General features: G+C 70.3%; 15 protein-coding genes and 1 pseudogene. 4 read left to right on the plus strand and 12 right to left on the minus strand.

The window, feature by feature from the left end:
- Positions 1 to 128: 128 nt before the first annotated feature.
- The 10 genes from H288_RS0128870 to H288_RS0128915 form a co-directional block, all read right to left on the minus strand.
- Positions 129 to 872 carry an ABC transporter ATP-binding protein gene (locus H288_RS0128870; RefSeq protein ID WP_020096058.1) on the minus strand — a complete coding sequence of 248 codons (744 nt, stop codon included), beginning with the start codon at positions 870 to 872 and terminating at the stop codon, positions 129 to 131.
- A complete protein-coding gene (locus H288_RS0128875) occupies positions 865 to 2,694 on the minus strand; it encodes an ATP-binding cassette domain-containing protein (RefSeq protein WP_020096059.1) in 1,830 nt (609 codons plus the stop codon). The genes H288_RS0128870 and H288_RS0128875 overlap by 8 nt, the downstream gene beginning before the upstream one ends.
- Positions 2,687 to 3,520: a branched-chain amino acid ABC transporter permease gene (locus H288_RS0128880; protein ID WP_020096060.1), complete on the minus strand. Its 834-nt coding sequence runs from the start codon at positions 3,518 to 3,520 to the stop codon at positions 2,687 to 2,689. The genes H288_RS0128875 and H288_RS0128880 overlap by 8 nt, the downstream gene beginning before the upstream one ends.
- A 357-nt stretch (positions 3,521 to 3,877) precedes the next feature.
- The gene (locus H288_RS0128885; RefSeq protein WP_020096061.1) at positions 3,878 to 5,044 is read right to left on the minus strand and encodes a substrate-binding protein; all 1,167 of its coding nucleotides are present in this window, start codon (positions 5,042 to 5,044) and stop codon (positions 3,878 to 3,880) included.
- A gap of 37 nt (positions 5,045 to 5,081) precedes the next feature.
- A complete protein-coding gene (locus tag H288_RS0128890) occupies positions 5,082 to 5,927 on the minus strand; it encodes a nitrilase family protein (RefSeq protein WP_020096062.1) in 846 nt (281 codons plus the stop codon).
- Positions 5,928 to 6,102: 175 nt separating this feature from the next.
- Entirely contained in the window at positions 6,103 to 6,729 is a 627-nt protein-coding gene (locus H288_RS0128895; protein ID WP_020096063.1) for an ANTAR domain-containing protein, read from the minus strand.
- Positions 6,726 to 7,880 (minus strand): transporter substrate-binding domain-containing protein, encoded by a 1,155-nt coding sequence (locus H288_RS0128900; protein ID WP_020096064.1) that lies wholly within the window; start codon positions 7,878 to 7,880, stop codon positions 6,726 to 6,728. The genes H288_RS0128895 and H288_RS0128900 overlap by 4 nt, the downstream gene beginning before the upstream one ends.
- 110 nt (positions 7,881 to 7,990) lie before the next feature.
- Positions 7,991 to 8,485, minus strand: a complete 495-nt coding sequence (locus H288_RS0128905) for a hypothetical protein (protein ID WP_020096065.1) — start codon at positions 8,483 to 8,485, stop codon at positions 7,991 to 7,993.
- 10 nt (positions 8,486 to 8,495) lie between these two features.
- Positions 8,496 to 9,650, minus strand: a complete 1,155-nt coding sequence (locus tag H288_RS0128910; protein ID WP_026605383.1) for a zinc-dependent alcohol dehydrogenase — start codon at positions 9,648 to 9,650, stop codon at positions 8,496 to 8,498.
- Positions 9,651 to 9,750: 100 nt separating this feature from the next.
- Positions 9,751 to 10,329: a DNA-3-methyladenine glycosylase gene (locus H288_RS0128915; protein ID WP_020096067.1), complete on the minus strand. Its 579-nt coding sequence runs from the start codon at positions 10,327 to 10,329 to the stop codon at positions 9,751 to 9,753.
- A 153-nt stretch (positions 10,330 to 10,482) separates the two neighbouring features.
- Here H288_RS0128915 and H288_RS0128920 point away from each other — a divergent pair, with 153 nt between their 5' ends.
- Positions 10,483 to 12,207, plus strand: a complete 1,725-nt coding sequence (locus tag H288_RS0128920) for an adenylate/guanylate cyclase domain-containing protein (RefSeq protein ID WP_020096068.1) — start codon at positions 10,483 to 10,485, stop codon at positions 12,205 to 12,207.
- Positions 12,208 to 12,329: 122 nt separating this feature from the next.
- Here H288_RS0128920 and H288_RS0128925 read toward each other — a convergent pair whose 3' ends face one another.
- Positions 12,330 to 13,589 (minus strand): MFS transporter, encoded by a 1,260-nt coding sequence (locus H288_RS0128925; RefSeq protein ID WP_020096069.1) that lies wholly within the window; start codon positions 13,587 to 13,589, stop codon positions 12,330 to 12,332.
- A gap of 93 nt (positions 13,590 to 13,682) precedes the next feature.
- Between H288_RS0128925 and gcvA the strand changes: the two genes are divergently transcribed.
- Together gcvA and H288_RS0128935 are read left to right on the plus strand one after the other, a co-directional pair.
- Positions 13,683 to 14,570, plus strand: a complete 888-nt coding sequence (gcvA, locus tag H288_RS0128930) for a transcriptional regulator GcvA (RefSeq protein ID WP_020096070.1) — start codon at positions 13,683 to 13,685, stop codon at positions 14,568 to 14,570.
- Between the two features lie 210 nt (positions 14,571 to 14,780).
- Complete coding sequence (locus H288_RS0128935; protein ID WP_020096071.1) at positions 14,781 to 16,925, plus strand: helicase-related protein; 2,145 nt, start codon at positions 14,781 to 14,783, stop codon at positions 16,923 to 16,925.
- 279 nt (positions 16,926 to 17,204) lie between these two features.
- On the opposite strand, the pseudogene H288_RS33615 reads toward H288_RS0128935, so the two are convergent.
- Positions 17,205 to 18,892, minus strand: a pseudogene (locus H288_RS33615) (ISL3 family transposase).
- 863 nt (positions 18,893 to 19,755) lie between these two features.
- Between H288_RS33615 and tssB the strand changes: the two are divergent.
- On the plus strand, positions 19,756 to 20,268 hold the full coding sequence (gene tssB, locus H288_RS34375; RefSeq protein WP_081636568.1) for a type VI secretion system contractile sheath small subunit: 513 nt from the start codon (positions 19,756 to 19,758) through the stop codon (positions 20,266 to 20,268).
- Positions 20,269 to 20,319: the final 51 nt, after the last annotated feature.

A 20,319-nucleotide genomic window follows, 5' to 3' on the forward strand; every position in this document is an offset into this window, starting at 1 on the left:
CTGCTCCCGATCCACCGCCGTCTTTGCGAGCGCAGCGAAGCAATCCAGCAGCGCCCCGTCCGGGAGCGTGGCGCGACCCTGGGTCGCTTCGCTGCGCTCGCGATGACGGTGGCGGATCCGGGTCGACCTCACACCGCCAGATGGTCGATGACGCGTGCCCGCGCGTCCGGCGCCTGCGCCGGACCGCTGTCGACGATCTCGCCGAGCTTGAGGACGGCGTAGCGATCGGCGAGCGCCAGCGCGAAGGCGACGTGCTGCTCCACCACCAGCATGGACACGCCCGCGGCCCGCTCGGCCTGGAGCACGCCGCGCAGGCGCTCGACCATGGAGGGCTGCACGCCCTCGGAGATCTCGTCGATCAGCAGGAGGCGCGGGCGCAGCATCAGGGCGCGCCCGAGGATCAGCATCTTCTGCTCGCCGCCCGAGAGGGTGCCGGCCCGCTGGGCCAGCCGGTCCTTCAGGAACGGGAAATGGCCGAACAGCCGCTCCAGCGCCTCCGGCAGCATCCGGTCGGAGGGCACCGCGAGGCGCAGGTTGTCGCGGATCGACAGGTCCTGGAACAGGGGCTGCTCCTGCGGCGCGTAGCCGACGCCGAGCGCGTTGAGCTTGGCCGGCGTGAGGCCGGCGAGCGCCTGGCCCCCGACCGTGATGGCGCCGCCGCGCAGGGCCACCATGCCCAGGACGGTCTTGAGCAGCGTGGTCTTGCCCATGCCGTTCTTGCCCAGCAGCGCCACGATCTCCCCCGGCCCGACCGAGAGGGACACGTCCCGCACGATGGCGACGGCGCCGTAGCCGCTCGACACCCCGTCGAGGGCGAGGGCGGCCCCCGCCGGCGCGATCTGCCGTGCTGCCCGCCGTGCTGCCTCACCCATGGGCGCCTCCCGAGTAGATGGTCCGGACCAGTTCGGAGCCCACGACGTCCTCGACCGTGCCGTCCAGGACCAGCCGGCCCTGGTGCAGCACCACGATCCGCGACGAGATCTCGCGCACGAAATCGAGGTCGTGCTCGACCAGCACGGCGGCGATCCGGCCCTCGGCGGTGAGCGCCTTGAGGACGGTCCCGATGGTGGTGCGCTCGGCCTTGGTCAGGCCCGCGGTGGGCTCGTCGAGCAGGATCAGCCGCGGCTCCAGCGCCACCACCATGGCGAGCTCCAGCGCCTGCTTCTGGCCGTGGGACAGGAGGCGCGACGGCTGCGTCAGCTGGCGGTCGAGGCCGGTCATGCGCAGGACGTCGAGGGCGGGCTGCGGCAGGCCCAGCGTCTCGGCCCGCCCGACCGGGCTCAGGCCGTCGTGGGACGCCCGGGCGAGGCGGAGGCAGTCGGCCACCGACAGGCTCTCGAACACGCTCGCCACCTGGAACTTGCGCCCGACGCCGAGGCCGACGATCCGGTTCGGCGTCAGCCCGGTGATCGGCGTGCCGCCGACGGCGATCGCGCCCTTGAACGGCTCGGTGCCGTCGCTGAGGCAGCGCATCAGCGTGGTCTTGCCGGCGCCGTTGGGCCCGACGAGGCTGACGAGCTCGCCCGCCCGGATCTCGAGGTCGATGCCCTCCAGCACCGTCAGGGCGCCGTAGGCCTTAGCGAGGTTCTCGACCTTGAGGATCGGGGTCCCGGTCGCCTCGGTGCCGGTCACCTCCGGCCCGGCCGCCTCGGTCCCGGCCGCCCGCGCGACGAGGCGCGGCGGCGCCGGCTGCCGCCGGCCCACCGGCAGCGCCCGCCAGAGGCGGCCGACGAGGTCGGCGAGGCCGCCCGGCAGCAGGATGATGATGACCACGAAGGCCGAGCCCAGGAGGAGCTGCCAGAGGAACGGCAGGTCGCCCGAGAGATTCGCCGCGAGGTAGTCGATCGCGACGGTGCCGAGCACCGGGCCGAGCAGCGTGCCGCGGCCGCCGAGCGCCACCCAGATGACCAGCTCGGTGCCGAACAGGAAGCCGGCATTCTCGGGCGCGACCACGCCCGAGGCGTTGGCGAACAGGAAGCCCGCGAGCCCCGCCACCGCGGCGAGGGACGCGGTGAGCCGGATCTGCAGGCGCCGCGGGTTGAGGCCGAGATAGGCGCAGCGCGCCTCGTTGTCCCGGAGCGCCACGAGGGCACGGCCGGCATCGGCCCGGACCAGGATCCAGGCCGCCAGCGTGACGGCGATCAGGAACAGGGCCGCGAGGCGGAAATAGCCCTCGGTCTCGAAGGGCAGCACGTCGAAGCCGACGAGGCCGCTGCTGGAGCCGGTCCATTCCCCGCCCGCGTAGATGAGCTGCACGACGACGATCGGGACGACGAGCGAGATCACCGAGGCGTAGAGCGGGGTCGAGCGGTGGTAGAAGGACAGCCAGCCGACCGCGAGGCCGAGCAGGGCCGGCGCGACGAGCGCCGCCGCGATGGCCGCGGCGATCCCGAGCGGCGTCGCCCCGTAGGCGGCGAGGATCATCGCGGTGGCGTAGGCGCCGATGCCGAAGAACGCCGCCTGGCCGAAGGTCAGGATCCCCGCGAAGCCCCAGAGCAGGTCCACCGTGACGGCCAGCACCGCGTAGATCATCGAGCGGGTCAGGACGTTGACCGCGAAGGTGTCGAGGACGAGCGGCGCGATCCAGAGGGCCAGCGCCGCCAGGCCCGCGACCACGAAGGGCGCGGCGCGGGACAGGCGGCGTCCGCGGGGCGCCGCGGCGGCACGCTCGGCGACGGGCAGGGTCTCAAGCACGGGAGAAACCTTTCGGGCTGATCCGCAGCACGAGGGCGGCGAGCACCGCGACGGCGATGCTGCCCAGGATCGGGCTCACGAAGGTGCTGATCAGGACCTGCGCGGCCCCGAAGACCAGGCAGGCCGCCGCGAGCGCCAGGTACGAGGCGTCGGCGACCATCACCAGCATGAAGGCGCCGATCAGCCAGGAGACGCCCATGTTCGGATCGACGCTGGTGAGCGGCGTGAGCAGGACGCCGGCGAGGCCCGCGAAGCCGGCGCCGAGCATGAACACGACGAGGCGCACCCGGCCCGTGTCGATGCCGAGGCTGCGCGCCAGGGTCTCGTTCATGATCACCGCCCGGGCCGAGAGGCCGAGCCGGGTCCGCTCGATGGTGAGCGCGAACAGCGTGCCGATCGCCAGCGCGATGCCGAGCGCCACGAGGCGGTAGGCCGAGTAGTCGACGCCGAGGAACGCGACGGTGCCGGCGTAGAGGTTCGGGGTGAGCTGGACGTCCCGGCCGAAGGCCAGGGTGATGAGCTGCCCGACCACGATGCCGAGCCCCCAGGTGGCGAGAATCGCGTCCAGCGGCCGCCGGTAGAGCGGGCGGATGATGAAGTGCTCGGCGAGCCCGCCGAGCGCCGCGCCGACGACGAAGGCGAGCGGCAGGGCGAGCCACGGATTGAGCCCGAGCCTGGCGGTCACCACCGCGCAGTAGGCGCCGACCGTCAGCCACGCCCCGTGGGCGAAGTTGATGATCTTGAGCACGCCGAAGATCGCCAGGAGGCCGATCGCGACGATGAACAGGATCGCCGCCGTGGTCAGGATGTCGAGGGTGAGCAGCATCGGGGATTCCGGGTGCGCGTGTCGTCGCGGGCTGAGGGAGGGATTTGGCGGGTGACGACGGTCCCCTCCCCCTCTGCGGGCTTGCCGAGTCACGTATCGACCACGGCACCGCGGCTTCCGGACCGGGCGCGGGTCCCCTCTCCCGTGCGGGAGAGGGACAGGGTGAGGGGTGTGACCTCTCCGGAGAAGTCTCGTCCGAGACAGCGCGACGACGGCGCACTCGATCCTGGAGCGTCTAATCCCTCACCCCAACCCTCTCCCGCACGGGAGCGGGGGCACGTGGCGCTCCGTCATCGACGTCGGCGCGAGACGGGTGGATATCGTCGCCCGCCCGGGCGAGGCCTCGTGCCCCGCCCCTCACTGCAGCTTCGGGCACTGCTCGCCGGGATCGACGTCCTTGAAGGTGCCGGCGACCTTCACGGTGCCGTCCTTCTGGATCTGGCCGAGATACATGGTCAGCGGCGCGTGGTGCTGCTTGCTCATGGTGATCGTGCCCCGCGGCCCGGTGAAGCTCACGGTCGGGAGCGCCTCCAGCACCTTGGCGGTCTCGGTCCCGCCCGCCTTCTCGACGGCGGCCTTGTAGAGGTAGATCGCCTCGTATTCCGGCACCGAGAGGTCGTTCGGCGTGCGCAGCTCCGCGCCGAACTTCTTCTGCATCGCCGCCAGGAACGCCTTGTTCTCCGGGCTGTCGATCCCGGTGACGTAGGAGGCCGAGAGGTAGACGCCCTCAGCGTCCGCGCCCATGCTCTTGGCGGTGCCCTCGTCCAGCGCGAGGTTGGCGAAGGGCAGCGACACGCCCGCGCCGCGCAGCTGCTTGGTCAGCGTCACGTTCGGCGCGCCGCCCGCCGTCGAGGTGATCAGCGCGTCGGGCTTGGCCTCCTTCAGCTTGGAGATGATCGCCGTCCAGTCGCTGCCGTCCATCGGCAGGTACTCCTCGCCGACCACCTTGCCGCCGGTCTTCTCGACGTAGCTCTTGGCGAAGCCCAGCATGCCGCGGCCGAAGGCGTAGTCGCTGCCGATCAGGAAGTAGGTCTTGGCGCCCTTCGCCTTGAAGGCGTCCACCACCGGCGGCACCTGCTGCTCCGGCACCCAGGCGTCCACGAACATGTTCTTGTTGCAGGAATGGCCCTCGTAGAACGAGGTGTAGATGTACGGCACCTTCCCCTTGGTGACGGCGGGCAGGCCGGCGTTGCGGGCCGCGCTCGTCTCCATCGAGATCAGGACGTCGACCTTCTTCTGGTAGATCAGGCTGTCGAAGGCCTTCTGGGCGCCGGCCGCCCCCGAGGCGTCGTCGGCCACCTCTAGGACGAGCTTGCGGCCGAGGACGCCGCCCTTGGCGTTGATCTCCTCCACGGCGAGCTCGGCCGACTGCACCACCGAGGGGGCGACGACGCTGTTGGCGCCCGACAGGCCGATCGGGATGCCGATGACGATCGGCTTGCCGTCGGCGGCCTGCGCGGCCGTGGCGGCCTGCGCGGCGGCGAGGGCGAGCGCGGCGGCGCCGACGAGGGACCATTTCACCATGAACGAACTCCTTGGATGACGACGGTGCGAAGCGGGCTCAGCCGTAGATGTCGGCGCGGCGGTCGCGCAGGAGCGAGTTGAACGCGTTGAGGTCCTTGCGCCCGGCCGCGTCGAGGTCGACCAGCGCCGAGACGGTCTCGGTCCGGTCGCGGCTCGCCGGGCCGGCGAGCGGCCAGCCCTTGGGGCCGATGATCAGGCTCTGCCCCTCGAAGGGCTGGCCGCGCTCGACGCCGACCCGGTCGGCGCAGGCGATGAAGATGCCGTTCGAGTGCGCGGCGGCCCGGTGCAGGGTGTTGGCCATGGCGGCCTCACCGTCGGGCTGGTCGGGCATCGGCACCCAGTTGGTCGGGATGCAGACGATCTCGGCGCCGGCGAGCGCCAGCTGCCGGAAGGTCTCGGGGAACCAGCCGTCGTAGCAGATGGCGACGCCGACCTTCCCGAGCGCGGTGTCGAAGACCGGGAAGCCGAGATCGCCCCTGGCGAAGAACACGTTCTCCTGATCCCAGAGATGCGCCTTACGGTAGGTGCCGATGTAGCCCTCCGGCCCGACGATCACGGCGGCGTTGTAGAGGGTCTCGCCGGCGGACTCGGCGATGCCCGCCACGATGTGCACGCCGAGCTCCGCGGCGAGCGCCGCCCAGGCGCGGGTGGTCGGGCCGTCCGGCACCGGCTCGGCCAGCGCGGCGGCCTCCGCGGCGGATTCGAACACGTAGCCGGTGCTCGCGAGTTCCGGCAGCACGATCAGCCGGCCGCCCTCGGCGGCGGCCGCGCGGACGAGGTCCGACGCGCGCGCCATGTTCGCGTCGACCGCGCCGAATTCCGGCTCGAACTGGATGCACGACACCCGTATCGGCGGGCGCGCGGGATCGTTCGCCTGGACCATGAGAGCTCCGAAACGCAAAAAGCCCCTGGGCGCGGAGACAGATCATCCGCGAACCAGAGGCTTCAAAGCCGTGATGTCGTGCAGCACTGCTGCTGCGGGGCAACCTTGCCCGGTTAGACTACGATACGCACCCCGAAACAGACCGCAAGACCATAAATGCGGCAGGCTGCTGCGATCAAGTCTTTTCCGCCAACGCGATGCGCAGGCCGAGTCCGCTCATCGCCTCGTGGGCGGAGACCACGCTCTCGGCCACGCTCGCCATCGGCACACGGGCGGCGGTGGCCCGGTCCCGGAGCATCTTGTAGGCGGCGTCCTCGTCGATCCGGTTCAGGTCCACGAGCAGCCGGACCGCCTTCTCGACGGTGCGGCGGCCCTTCATGGTCTCCTCCAGCCGGTTGATCTTGCTGGTGAGCCGGCCCTCGTAACCGCGCCGGTAGCGGGCCAGGGCGAACTGGGTGAGCACGCCCCGCGGGTGGAGCGGCTTGTTGAGCACGCCGTGGGCGTTGACGTCCGCGATCGCCTTCAGCGAGGTCGGGCTCTCGTAGGCCACGATGGCGATGACCGCCGGCTCGATCGCCTCGATCGACGGCAGCAGGTGCATCACCTGGGCGTCGTCGAGCTGGATGAACAGCGTGTCGATGTCGGCCGGCAGGGCGGCGGGCGGCGGCCACGCCAGGGAGACCGCGCAGCCGAGGCGGCGGAGCTGCTCCAGCAAAGCGGCGGCCTCCTCGTCCCGGGGATGGATGACGAGGGCGCGGGCGCGCCGCAGGTCGTCCAGGATCTTGCGGGCGGGGGCGGTCACGCGGCGAGCCCCTCCTCCAGCCAGTTCGTCTCGAACCGGGACCACGCGAGGTACGGGTCGGGCCGCACCGGCCGCCGCGCCCGCCAGACGACGTCGAACTGCCCGTCCGCGCGGGCGACCCCGATGCCGGGGGTGAGCCAGATGTGGCGCGTCTCGCCGTCGAAGGCGAGTTCGCCCTCCGGCGCCGCGAGGCGCTGCCGCAGGGCCGCCGCGCCGAGGCGCTCGGCGTCGAGGGTGCCGGCCTCCGCGAGCGCCCGGGCGAAGAGGTGGACCTGCGCGTAGGCGGTCTCCGACCACATGCTGGTGGGGCGCTCAGGCCCGAACCGGGCCTGGAAGGCGGCGACGAAGCGCCGGTTCTCCTCGCCGGGCAGCGCGCCGAAATACGGCGCCGCGAGGACGTGGCCGGTGCAGTGCTCGGGGCCGATCGCGCGGATCTGGCCCTCCGCCAGGGTGAGGCTGGCGATCGGGCAGCGGGCGCGGTCGATGCCGGACGCGGCGTAGGCGCGGTAGAGCCGCTCGGCGCCGCGCCCCACCACCGTGGAGAAGACCGCGTCCGGAGCGGCGTCGCGGATCGCCGCGATCATGGCGGCGTGGGCCGCGTCGTCCGCGTCGAGGGCCGCGTACAGCTCGCCCACGATGGTCCCGCCCTTCGCCTCGATCAGGTCGCGCATGACCCGGTTCGATTCCCGCGGGTAGATGTAGTCGGAGCCGATCAGGAAGATCCGCGGCCCGTGCTCCTGCATCAGGTAGTCGGCCAGGGCGAAGACGTTCTGGTTGAGGGTCGCGCCGGTGTAGATGATGTTCTCCGAGTACTCGAAGCCCTCGTAGATCGACGGGTACCAGAGCAGGCCGTTGTGCCGCTCCACGGTGGACATGACCGACTTCCGGCTCGCCGAGAGCGAGCAGCCGAACACCACCTCGACCCCGTCCTCGGCGAGCATCCGCCGGGCCAGGGTGCGGTAGGCGTCGTTGTCGCCGGCGGGGTCGTAGCAGACGGGCTCGATCGGGCGCCCGAGCACGCCGCCCGCCCGGTTGATCTCCTCGATCGCCAGGGCGGTGCCGAGGAAGTGCTCGGTCTCGGTGATGCCGCTCACCCCGCTGCGGGAGAACAGGACGCCGACCCGCCACGTCGCTTCATCCTTGGCCGCCATGGTCCCCCCGGGCTCGCCGCAGGCACCCGGAGGGCTGCGCGCCCCGCTGTCCTAGCCGAGGGAGGACCCGCCGCGAAAGCCGTTCCCCGCGCCGTCGTCCGGGGGCGGCCCTAGCGCCGCTGCGCCCGGGCCAGGCGCGAGACCAGGATCCCGAGCCCGATCGCCGCGCCGGTCAGCGCGAGCTTCGCCGCCAGCCCGGACCGGTTGTGGGCCAGCTCGGCCCGGGCGCCCATCTCGGCCGGGACGTTGGGGACGCGGCCCCGCGCGAGGTCGTCGACCACGCCCTCGACCACGTTCACCCGGTCGGCGGCCATCAGCATCAGCCAGTGCGCCCACTGGGACTCGCTGTAGCGGAACGCCTGCCGGCGGATGACGCCGCTCACGCCGCGCGGCGGGGTCGACGTGCCGACGACCGCCGGCCGGGCGTTGTACTCGATCGAGGTGAGGACCTCGACGCGCGCCCGCTGCTGCGGCGGCCGCGTCCAGTTCATGCCCCGGCTGTCGTCGCGCGCGATGTCGCGCATCGGGTAGGTCGGATCGTTCTGCGGATCCGCGTCGACGCCCCAGCCCGGGACCGTCGACGGATCGATCGGACGGTTTCTCATCGCCCCCTCCTCACGCGCGTGCCGTCGGGGGGACCAGGACCGGCTTGATGCAGCCGTCGAGCTTGGCCGAGAAGAGGTGGTAGGCATCCGCGGCCTCCTCGAGGGGCACCTTGTGGGTGATCAGTTCCTTGGGGTTCAGGCGGCCCGCCTCGATATGGGCGATCAGCTTCGGCAGCAGGCGCTTCACCGAGGCTTGGTTGGCCCGGATGGTGATGCCCTTGTTCAGGACGTTGCCGATCGGGATCAGGTTGCCGGTCGGCCCGTAGACCCCGACGATCGAGACGATCCCGCCCTTCTTGACCGCGTTGATCGCCCAGTGGAGCGCCACCGCCGAGCCGCCCTCGAGCTTCAGCTTGGTCCCCATCAGGGTATGCAGGGCGCTCCCCGCCGCGTCGCCGCCGACCGCGTCGATGCAGACGTCGGCCCCGAGCGAATCGGTGGTCTTCTTCAGGAAGACCACGGGATCCCCGATCGAGCGGAAATTGTAGACCTCGGCGGGACAGTACCGCCGCGCGAAGTCGAGCCGGTACTCGACGTGGTCGATGACGATCACGCGGCCGGCCCCGAACAGCCACGCGCAGCGCGCCGCCATGATGCCGACCGGTCCGGCGCCGAAGACCACGACGGTGTCGCCGCGCTGGATCCCGCCCATCTCGGCCGCCTGATAGCCGGTCGGCACGACGTCGGTGAGCAGCACCGCGTCGTCGAGGTCCATCGTCTCGGGGATCTTGCACGGGCCGACATCGGCGTAGGGCACCCGGACGTACTCGGCCTGGCCGCCGTCGTAGCCGCCGGCGGTGTGCGAGTATCCGTAGATGCCGCCGACCGCGGTCGCCTGCGCGTTCGCCTCGTGGCAGTTCCCGAACAGCCCCTGCTTGCAGAAGTGACAGCGGCCGCAGGCGATGTTGAACGGGACCAGCACGTGGTCGCCGACGGCGAGATTGCGCACGCCGGAGCCGACCTCCTCAACAACGCCCGTGAATTCGTGGCCGAACGTCGTGCCGACGCGCGTATCCGGCACCATTCCATGGTACAGGTGAAGATCAGATCCGCAGACGCAGGTTCGCGTAACTCGGATGACCGCATCCTCAACATGCTCGCACACGGGGATCGGCTTGCGATCGACGCGCACGCGGTACGGCCCGCGGTAGTTCATCGCCAGCATGCTGGGGCTCCCTCGTCCACGACCGGGGAACCGCAGGCGGATGCCCAAGTTCCCGGCGGCCGCGGCGGGGCGCGAGGTGGCGCGCGGTGGGCGGCCGCCCTCACCCGGCGGCCGGCCCTGCCTTCCGCGCCGGGCGGCTCACGAACCGGGAGCCGGCGAGCAGGAAGCGCCAGGGCGTCTCGGCGCCGCGGGTGATGCCGATGCGCCGGTCGCTGACCACGTCGACGCCCCCGGAATCGCCCGCGGCGCGCGGCTCGAACCGGAACGGCGCCCGCGCGAGGGGTGCCCCGTCGAGCGCGTCGGTGACGCCGAGGGCCTGGCAGAGGCGGCCGGGGCCGGCGCAGAGGAGGCGCGGATCCTCCAGGCCGCGGCGCGCCCGCATGGCGGGAAGCCCCTCGGTCGGCGCGAGGGCCCGGAGCAGCACGGCGCTGCCGGGCTCGCAGACGAGGTTCAGGCACCAGTGCATCCCGTAGGACCGGTACACGTAGGCGTGGGCCGGCGGGCCGAACATGCTGGCGTTGCGCCGGGTCGGGCCGCGGAAGCTGTGGGAGGCCGGATCGGTGCTGTCGTAGGCCTCGGTCTCGACGATGATCCCGCCGGCCGCGCCGACGAACAGGCGGGCGCCGATCAGGTCGGAGGCCACCGCGGCGGCGCTGCGGGCGAAGAAGGTGTCCAGCATCGGGGCTCCGGCGCGGGCGACCCCGCGCGATCCGCGTCGCCGGGATCCGGCGAAACGCGGGCGATTAGAAATAAATCGGACGCAACGGAAGTCTTGCTGGTACGAGGGGCCCGTGAATGGCGGGCCCAGAACCGATCCCTTCGGACCTCCAGCATGGTGCGCACAGCCTCGATCGCGACGCTCCGGTCCGCCGAGTCGGGCGCGCAACCCCGGTCGGCCCCGCGCGCCGCGCGGCTCCGCCTGAACCTGCGGCGCCTCCGGCTGGCCAGCGGCCTGATCCTGTTCGGCTACGTGCTGACCCACCTGCTGAACCACGCCCTGGGCAACGTCTCCCTCGACGCCATGGAGGACGGCCTCGACCTCGTCACGGCCGTCTGGCTCAACCCCGTCGGCCTGACGCTGCTCTACGGCGCCCTGGTGGTCCACCTGCTGCTCGGGCTCCAGGCCCTCTACGCGGCCCGCTTCTTCCACTGGCGGCCGTCCGAGACCCTGCAGCTGGTCTCGGGCCTGCTGATCCCGCCGCTGCTCATCAGCCACATCGTCGGGACCCGGGTCTCCTTCGTCACCGAGGGGCTCGACAAGGGCTACGCGCAGGAACTCTACGCCTTCTGGATCGCCTCGCCGATCCTCGGCCTGATGCAGGTCACGGTCCTGGTCGTCGCCTGGATCCACGGCTGCATGGGCCTGTATTTCTGGCTGCGGCTGAAGCCCGGCTTCGACCGCATGGCGCCCTGGCTGCTGGCGCTCGCGGTGCTGGTGCCGGTCCTGTCGCTGCTGGGCTTCGCGCAGGGCGGCCGGATGGTCATGACCCTGGCGCAGGATCCGGCGTGGCGCGCGGCGGCGCTCCAGCCGCTCCATGTCGGGCTGCCCGACCAAGTGGCGCGGCTCGCCGCCGTCCGGGACGGGCTGCTCGGGACCTACGCGGGCCTCGTGGCGGCGGTGATCGCGGCCCGCGGCGCGCGGACGCTCGCCGAGATCAAGCGCGGCACGATCCGGCTCAGCTACCCGGACGGACGGGTGGTGCGGGTACCCCGCGGCACGAGCGTGCTGGAGGCGAGCCGGCGCAACCGGATCCCCCACGCCAGCGTCTGCGGCGGCCGCGGCCGGTGCTCGACCTGCCGGATCCGGGTGACGGACGGCAGCGACGGGGCGCCGGCGCCCGGCCGCACCGAGCGGGCGGTGCTGGAGCGCATCGCGGCCGGCCCGGGGGTGCGCCTCGCCTGCCAGTTCCGGCCGGAGACCGACATGGCCGTGGTGCCGTTGCTGCCGCCGCAGCCGCGGATGCGCCAGGCCGACCTGCTCGACCGTGCGCAGTCGGGCGAGGAGCGCTTCATCGTGGCGATGTTCGTCGACCTGCGCGGCTCGACGCGGCTCGCCGAGGAGCGCCTGCCCTACGACACGGTGTTCATCATCAACCGCTTCCTCGGCGCGGTCGGCGACGCCGTGCGCGAGGCCGGCGGCTCGACCAACCAGTTCCTCGGCGACGGCCTGCTGGCCCTGTTCGGCCTGGAGACGGAGGCCGAGGCGGCCGCCCGGGAGGCCCTGAAGGCGATCGACCTCATCGCCGAGTCGGTCGACACCCTGAACGGGCTCCTGGCGGCCGACTTGGAGCACACCCTCCGGTACGGGATCGGCGTGCATGCCGGCCCGGCGATCGTCGGCGAGATGGGCGACGCCACTGACGCCCGGTTCACGGCGCTCGGCGACACCGTCAACGTCGCGGCCCGGCTCCAGGGCCTGACCAAGGTCCTCGGCTGCGTGGCGGTGGTGTCGGAGGCGGTCTACGCGGCGGCCCGCGTGGCGCCGGCGGAGATCCGGGACGTGGCGGTGGACGGCCGGTCCGAGGCCGTCCGGGTCAGCACCCTCGGAAACGCCTGACGCGAACGTCGTTGCGAGCGGAGCGAAGCAATCCAGAGTGGTACCGCGGTTCTCGGCGTCGCGCATCCCCGGGTCGCTTCGCTGCGCGCGCGATGACGGGTGATCCGAGCGGACGGCGCGCCTCAGGCCCGCTGCCGGTGCGCCGCCCCGAGGCGCGGCGCCAGGGCCAGCATCAGCGGCACCACGGCGAGCGCCGTCCCGGCCGCCGCCACGGCCGCCCAGTGCGGGCCGGCCGCGTCGCCGAGCCGCCCGTAGAGCAGCGGTGCCGCCAGCGCGCTGCCGCCGAGCGTCCAGGTGTAGAACACCGCGAAGGCCCGCTCGACCCGGCCGCCGGGCGCCAGCTCCGGGACGGTCCCGTAGAGGACCGACGAGGTGCCGTTCAGCATCACGCCGAGCAGCGGCAGCAGGATCAGCCCGGGAGCCAGCGGCAGCACGATCACCGCCAGGATCGCCAGTGCCGTCCCGGTCTCGGTGAGGATCACGGTCCGGGTCACGCCGAGGCATTCCCCGAGGCGCCCGCAGACCGCCTTGCCGAGCGCGCCGCCGACGAAGACCAGCGACAGGGCGAGGCCGACCGTGGTCAGCGCCGCGCCCTTCTCCTGCAGCAGGAACGGCAGGTAGAGCAGGAAGGCCGGCCGCGCGGCGTTGTCGAGCATGCCGATGGCGACGAGCAGCCGGAAGCCCGTGCCGCTCCCCGACCCGGTCGCGGACGGATGGGGCGCCGGCCGCGCAGCGGCGCCGCCGCTGCGTGACGCCGGATCACGCGGCAGCAGGCGCGCGACCGCGAGCGCGACCACGATCCCGGCGCCGGCGATCACCCAGAGCGCGTGCCGCCAGCCCGTCAGGGTCAGCAGCAGGCCGACCAGAGGCGGGACCGCCGCCTTCCCGAGATCGCCGGTGAAATTGTAGGTGCCGAGCGGGCCGCGGGCGCCGGGCCCGTAGGCCCGGGCGATCACCGCGGACGCCAGGGGATGCTGGGTGCTGCTGCCGGCGCCGCCGAGCAGGAGCCCGATCCCGAGCCCGACGAGGCCGCCCGAGGCGCCGGCGATCGCGTAGCCGGCCGCGCTGAGCACGGTGCCGAGCACCAGCACGGTGCGGGCACCCCAGGCCTGCGCGAGGCGGCTCGCCGGCATCTGCAGCGCCGCCAGGGCGCCGTTGTAGAGGGAGCGCAGGAACGCCAGGGCGACGTAGTCGAGGCCGAACTCCGCCTGCCAGACCGGCAGCAGCACGTAGATCAGGTCCGTGTAGCCGTCGTGCAGGGCGTGGTTCACGCCGGTGGCCACCAGCGTGCGCCGGGCGTCCGGCAGGGACGCGGCCCGGGAGGACGCGGTTTCGGAAGACGCAGTTTCGGAAGACGCGGTCAGATCGGACGCGACGGACATCCAGCCATCCTTCGTGGTGCGGCATCAGGATGGGGCCCTGGCCCGGAGCTGACAAACGACTTATGCTGACGCTTGCGTGAGGAAACCTGACCCGTGCACCGTCGCCTGCCGCCCCTCAACGCCGTGAAGGCCTTCGAGGCGGCCGCGCGGCACGGGAGCTTCACCCGCGCGGCGGACGAGCTGCGGGTCACCCACGGGGCGGTCAGCCGGCACGTCCAGACACTGGAAGGCTGGCTCGGGCTGCCGCTGTTCGAGCGCCACAACCGGCGGGTGGTCCTCACCGAGGCCGGCACGGCCTACGCCACCGAGATCGGCGCCGCCCTCGACCGCATCGCCCTGGCCACCGCCCGGCAGGCCGAGCGCGGACGGCCGCGCCTGCTGCACGTGAACGCGCTGGCGACCTTCACACTCCGCTGGCTGATCCCGCGCCTGTCGGGCTTCCAGCGGGCCAACCCGTCGATCGAGGTGCGGCTGACCACCTCGAACGTGCCCCTCGCCAGCCTGGCGGAGCCGTTCGACGTGGCGATCCGGGGCGGGCCGGACAGCCGGCCGGGCCACCGCGCCGAGCCGTTCCTGTCCGAGCGGCGCATCCCGGTCTGCAGCCCGGACCTGCTGCGGCGGCTGCCGCTCCGGGTGCCGGAGGATCTCCGGCAGCACACGCTGCTGCACGCCGCGACGCTGCCGCGGGTCTGGCCCGACTGGCTGCGGGCGGCGGGCGTCCCGGACCTGGCGCCGCGGGCCACGGTGACGCTGGAGCACTTCTACCTGACCCTCCAGGCCGCCCTCGACGGGCTCGGCATCGCCATGGGGCCCGAGCGGCTGATCGCCGACGACGTCGCGGCCGGCCGCCTGACCCTGCCCTTCCCGGGCCCCGCCCTGCCCGCGCGGAGCTACTACACCTACATCCCCGAGCCGCGGGCGGAGGATCCGGCGGTCCGGGCCTTCTGCGGCTGGCTCGCCGAGGCGGCGCGGCATCCGTAACGCTCCGTCATCGCGAGCGCAGCGAAGCGACCCAGGGCGGCGCGCCTTCCGTCCGGAGGGCACCGACTGGATTGCTTCGCTGCGCCCGCAAAGACGGCGGAGGCGCGCATCAGGGATGGCGTGCCGCCTCCGCCCGGCGCATGGATCGGATCCGGAACGCCCCCGACCGCGTCGGGGTTGGCGTCAGACGCTTCTGCCGAAGGTGACCGCATGGCGCGCAAGCGTCTCCGCCCGACGATCGAGAGCCTGATCGAGTCCCTGGGGCGGCTCGGCGTCGCCCCGGAGGCGGTCGACCTCGACCGGCTGCTCGCCCAGCTCGACCTGCCCGATTACGGCGCCGAGGTCGACGACGACCGCGTCGCCCGGGCGCTCCGGGAGATGCGGGCCGCCCGGGCCTTCGCGGAGACCGGAATCCCGGCGATCCGGAAGGCGATCCCCAATCTCCGGGCCGTGGTCACCAAGGACCACCGCATCACCTGGCTGATCCGGACCGAGATCCCGCTCCTCGACAACGGCCGCCTGGACCTGCGGCTCGACATGGCCCCCGAGCCGGAGGAGGCCGAGATCCTCGCCCGCATGGCCGCCCGGAACGACCCGACGCACCGCCTGGAGGCCCTGCGCGACGCCGTGGCGCGCACGGCCCTCCAGGCGACCCGCGCCCTGCACAAGCCGGTCGACCGGCTGCGGGCGCAGCTCCTCGTCGACCTGCGCGAGGTCGGGGCGGACGCCGCCGCCTACATCGCCCACATGGACCGCTCGCTCCGGTCGCGGGTCTTCACCTACGGCCCGAAGCTGGCCCGCGGCCTCAACGACACGCTCACCCCCGTCCGCCGCCACGCCAAGGCGGTGGCGCGCGAGGGCTCGCGCCTGCGGCGGCTGCGCGATCAGGTCGGCTTCGGCGCCTATATCGAGCGGTTCACCGCCGCCCGGCGCCTCGACCGGAAGATCGTGTTCCACATGGGGCCGACCAATTCCGGCAAGACCTACGCGGCGCTCCAGCACCTGACGGCGGCCGAGACCGGCGCCTACCTCGCCCCGCTCCGGCTCCTGGCGCTGGAGAACTACGAGACCCTGCGCGAGCGCGGCCTGCGCGCGGGCATGATCACCGGCGAGGAGGTGCTGGGCGAGGCCGACCCGACCCACACCGCCCGCACCATCGAGACCGCCGACCTCACCCGGCCGATCGACGTGGCGGTGATCGACGAGATCCAGATGCTGTCGGACCCCGACCGCGGCTGGGCCTGGACCAACGCGCTGTTCGGCGTCGCCGCCAGGACCGTGATCGTCTGCGGCTCGGACGACGCCCTGTCGTATGTCCGGCGCGCCGCCGAGGCCGCCGACGAGTCCCTGGAGGTGATAACCTTCACCCGCAAGTCGCCGCTCCTGCTGCTGGAGGAGCCGGTGCCGCTGGAGAAGGTCGAGGCCGGGGATGCGGTCGTGGCCTTCTCCCGCCGGGCCGTGCACGAGAATCGCGAGGTCCTTGTCGCCCGCGGCCACCGGGTCGCGACCATCTACGGCGCCCTGTCGCCGGAGGTCCGCCGGGCCGAGGCCGCGCGCTTCCGCTCCGGCGAGGCCAACGTGCTGGTGACCACCGACGCGATCGGCATGGGGCTCAACCTCGGCCCGCTGAAGCGGATCGTGTTCTCGGCGGTGCGCAAGTGGGACGGGACCGCCGAGCGGGCGCTGACCCATTCCGAGATCCGGCAGATCGCCGGCCGGGCCGGCCGCTACGGCCACCAGGATGTCGGCTACGTGGCGGCGACCGACCCGTACGCCGCCGAGCCGATCCGCACCGCCCTCTCGGGCGCCCCGACGGCGCCGGCCGCCGACACGCGCTTCTTCGTCCGCCCGGATCTCGGGGCGATCCGCTCGGTGGCCGAGGAGATGCGCACGCACAGCCTGCACGAGGTGCTGACCCACTTCGCCCGGGCGACTTTCTACGCGGGCTCGCCGTTCCAGCCCTCGGCCCTGGAGGAGGTGCTGGAGGTGGCCCGGATCGTCGACCGGGCGCGGCTGCCGATCGAGGAGAAGTTCGCCTTCTCGGTCTGCCCGATCGACCGGCGCGACGAGATCGCCATGGGGCTGCTGGAGCGCTGGTGCCAGGCGCGCGCCGCCGGCCTCACGGTCCCGGCTCTGCGCGGCAACCTCTCGGGCGCGCTCGACTACCAGGAGCGGACCGTGAAGCTCGCCAGCGCCTATCTGTGGCTGTCGCGGCGCTTCCCCGAGACCTTCGACGACGTGGACGCCATCCGCCACATGCGCGGCCGGGCCAACGACGCCATCGAGCAGCACCTGCGCGAGACCGCGACCCGCAAGGCCGAGCGGCGCAGCCGGCGACCTGTCGGGGCGCGGTGAGACGCGGCATCGGGCCATGAAAAAAGCCCGCTGCGCGTTCGGCGCAGCGGGCTCTGTCAGATGACGTTGGTTGCGGGTCCCCGCAACACCCGATCTCGGCGCAATCCGGCGATTCGTTCTGAGCACAGATCGTTGATTACGAGGGAATGCAACGCTCTATTCTCGCGACTGATCGAAAGAGTTATACCGAAATTACCGGAGTAGCCTCTCAACCCGAGACAGGCTCAACTTCCTTTTGGACGTGCTTCGGTTCAGTGGCTCTTCGTCATTTCGTGTGGGTCAAGGAGCCAGAAGCACGCGACGGCGTAGAAGGTCGAAGCCGGCCCGGCCGTACATCAGTCGCTTGATCAGCTTCAGTTTCGTAATCTGGCCCTCGGATTGAGCGTAGCTCCACGGCATCGTCAACGCTGCCCTTACCGCGGCAGCATCAACGACGAGCCCGCTGGCGAACGTCTGCGCGGCTCGGATGCCGCTCGCCTTCGCCTCGACGATCCAAGCCCCGAACGCCGCCAGGCGTCGATCGCCATGTGCGGACGATCCGTTCCTTTTCCTCCCGGCCTCGCGTACGAACACGACGAAGCGCTGGATGAGCCTGTGTAGGGTGGCCGCGTCGGGATCCTGCACGATGCGCACGAGAAGAGCGCTATCGGCCGGGCTCAGCCGGTCCGGCGCCACCGTCATGATCCAGGCGAGGACCTTCGATCCCGACAGTTGCTCGCGCCGCGCCGGCAGCTCGGCCGAGCCGGGGCCGTCATGCCGGGGATGGCGTCACGCCAGCGTCGGGGTGTGGTGATCGCGACCTTCGTCCGTCGACTCTGCAGCCATTTGTGGACCTGCCGCGAGCCGCCCGCGTAACCGTGTTCGCGCAGCTCTCGCAGGAGCTGCAATCCGTTCTCGCAGCCCTCGGCACGGCGGCGCTTGAGATAGGCCAGCCAGGGGTCGAGCTGACTCGATCCGATCCGCCGTTCGCCATGTTCCGGGGGCCTATCCATGGAGGCGTAGCGCCGCACCGTTGCCGGTGCCAGAGGGATCGCGCGCGATCGCCATGATCGACTCGCCGGCCGCGCGGCGGCGCTGGACCTGTGCATGACGCACGGCTCTCCAACGTTGTGCCTCCTGCGCGGCAGCTTGATCTGTGCGGCTGCGTGGAAGGCGTGGTCGCGGGCGTAATCAGGAGCGGGAGCCGCCGAGCCGGAGGGGACGGGAATGGCACGCAAGCGGGCATGAGCGCCGACCAACCAGCGCTCCAGCATCTGGCGCGCGTTCAGAAGGAAATGCCAGCGATCTGCGACTTGCTGTGCACGCGGGACGACAGCCTGGGCCGCACGCGGGTCGCCTGTCGAGCGATCTCGTGCGACGATCTCCAGATCGGTGTGTAACGCCAGCCAAGCCTCGAAGGTCGCCGAGTTGCGGTCGGGCAGAAGATAGATGGCACGATGATGGTCGAGGTCGACGACGAGCGTGCCCTAGGCGCGCCCACGACGCCAGGCCCAGTCGTCGACACCGATTGCCCGCGCTCGTGCAACGCGCGGCAGGGGCGCGGCGTGCATGAGGCGCAGCAGCGTCGAGGCGCTCGTCGGCATGGAGAGATTTGCCAGCAGGCGCGCACCGGCTCGAGCGTTGATGGCCAAGCCGACGCGCTGCCGGGCCTTGGCGACGCGTCGGGTTCGTCGGGCGTGCGAAGCCAAGAGAGAAGAGGCAGGAGAGCAGAATGCCCGGGGACAGGAGGGGTTGAGGCAGCGCAGACGCCGGACGGTGAGGTCGAGCCGAACGGCTCGTCCAAGGGAGGGTAGATCGGCGGGGTGCCGCTGATAGGAGCCGTGACGGGCGGTGCTCAGCGTGCCGCAGACGGGTCATCGTCCTGCGCAGCGGCAGCCGCGAACGTGCATGACAACGCCCGCCTCATGCCGGTCTTCGATGGAGAGTACCCGGCAGCCGGGAACCTCGTGCAGCCGCGTCATCGCCAAGCTCCGTCCTTCTCACACGAACGGAGAACGCACGGGGAAGCCACACGAAATGACGAAGAGCCTTTTACGGGGCAAGTCCAAACTGCGACTGGATCAACGCGCTGGAGTGAGAGAACCGTGAACTCCGACAAGCCAATGAGATCCTGAGGAAGACATCGGGCTATTTTGCCCCGGTGGAGTTCGACCGCTGGGACGGCGTAGCGTAACCGAAAGGGCCTCCGACAAACCCGGTGCGGCTCAGGGGGCTGTGAGAGCAGTGCGGACTGAGAGAAGCCAAGCGGATTTGGGCGCAGCAGTACCAGTTAAATAGATTAGACCAAGTTCGAACGTAGATCACAGAATACACTAGTTAGGCATTTCTATGGCCCATTGACATACACCAGTCAAGATCATCGCTGATTTTTAATCTATTCGGCAATAATTTATCTTGAAACAGAGCTAAACCTCTGAACTATATTCAGAATAGCCTGTGATACAAAAGATATAAAATGAATTAATAATCTCGATTTTCCTTTTATACAAATCCAAAAAAGGAATTAACGAAAGGTTTTTTCTGCGCTCACCTTCTTGCGACTCAACCTAACACGTGATTTAACCTAAAAGAGCCAGTACGAGCTACATAGCCAATGCCCATACTGTATTTATAGAAGATTTTTACTGATATAGAAAATCATACACTTTAACTTGTATGCAAGAATAAAGTTTTATGCCATCAAAAACCCGAACTGACAAGAATAAATATAGCCTGGTAAGCTCTTACAAAACATCTTATGAAATCCTCAAGAAGCACAACGCGAGATGTGAATGAGCGAACATTTTGTAAGCAGCTGTGCTTAGCTCTCTAATACTGAAGGAACGACACGATGATTGAAAAAGAAGGATCTATTGCTCCGAAAGAACGTATAAATATTCGATATGTCCCTGCGACGATGGGGCAAATATCTGAGGCGGAGTTGCCGCTCAAGCTCGTCGTACTCGGAAATTTTCTCGGGAAAGCGGACACGACGCCCGTCGAAGAGCGAAGAATGATTAGTGTCGATAAAAATACCCTATCGACAGTCATGAACGAATCTGGAATTCAAAAGACGATTACTGTTCGCAACGTTCTCGATGAGCATAATGGCGGCACAGCCCTAAGCGTCAATTTGAAATTTGAGTCGTTTAAAGATTTCGAGCCGGACTCCCTGGTTCAGCAAGTGCCAGAGCTTATGAAAATGATGCAGTTGCGCGAGGCGCTGATTGCGCTGAAGGGACCACTGGGAAATATGCCGGCCTTTCGTAAGCGTATGCAGCAGATCCTCGAAAATGAGGAGAGCCGCAACCGGCTGATCGCCGAACTGGAAGCGCTTCATCAGGAGGATTCGAACGCATCCTGAAATACCGTCCGAGCGCAAGTCCGTATCTAATCGGTATGGAAACAGTATAAT

The sequence above is a fragment of the Methylobacterium sp. 285MFTsu5.1 genome (assembly GCF_000383455.1).
GTDB lineage: Bacteria > Pseudomonadota > Alphaproteobacteria > Rhizobiales > Beijerinckiaceae > Methylobacterium.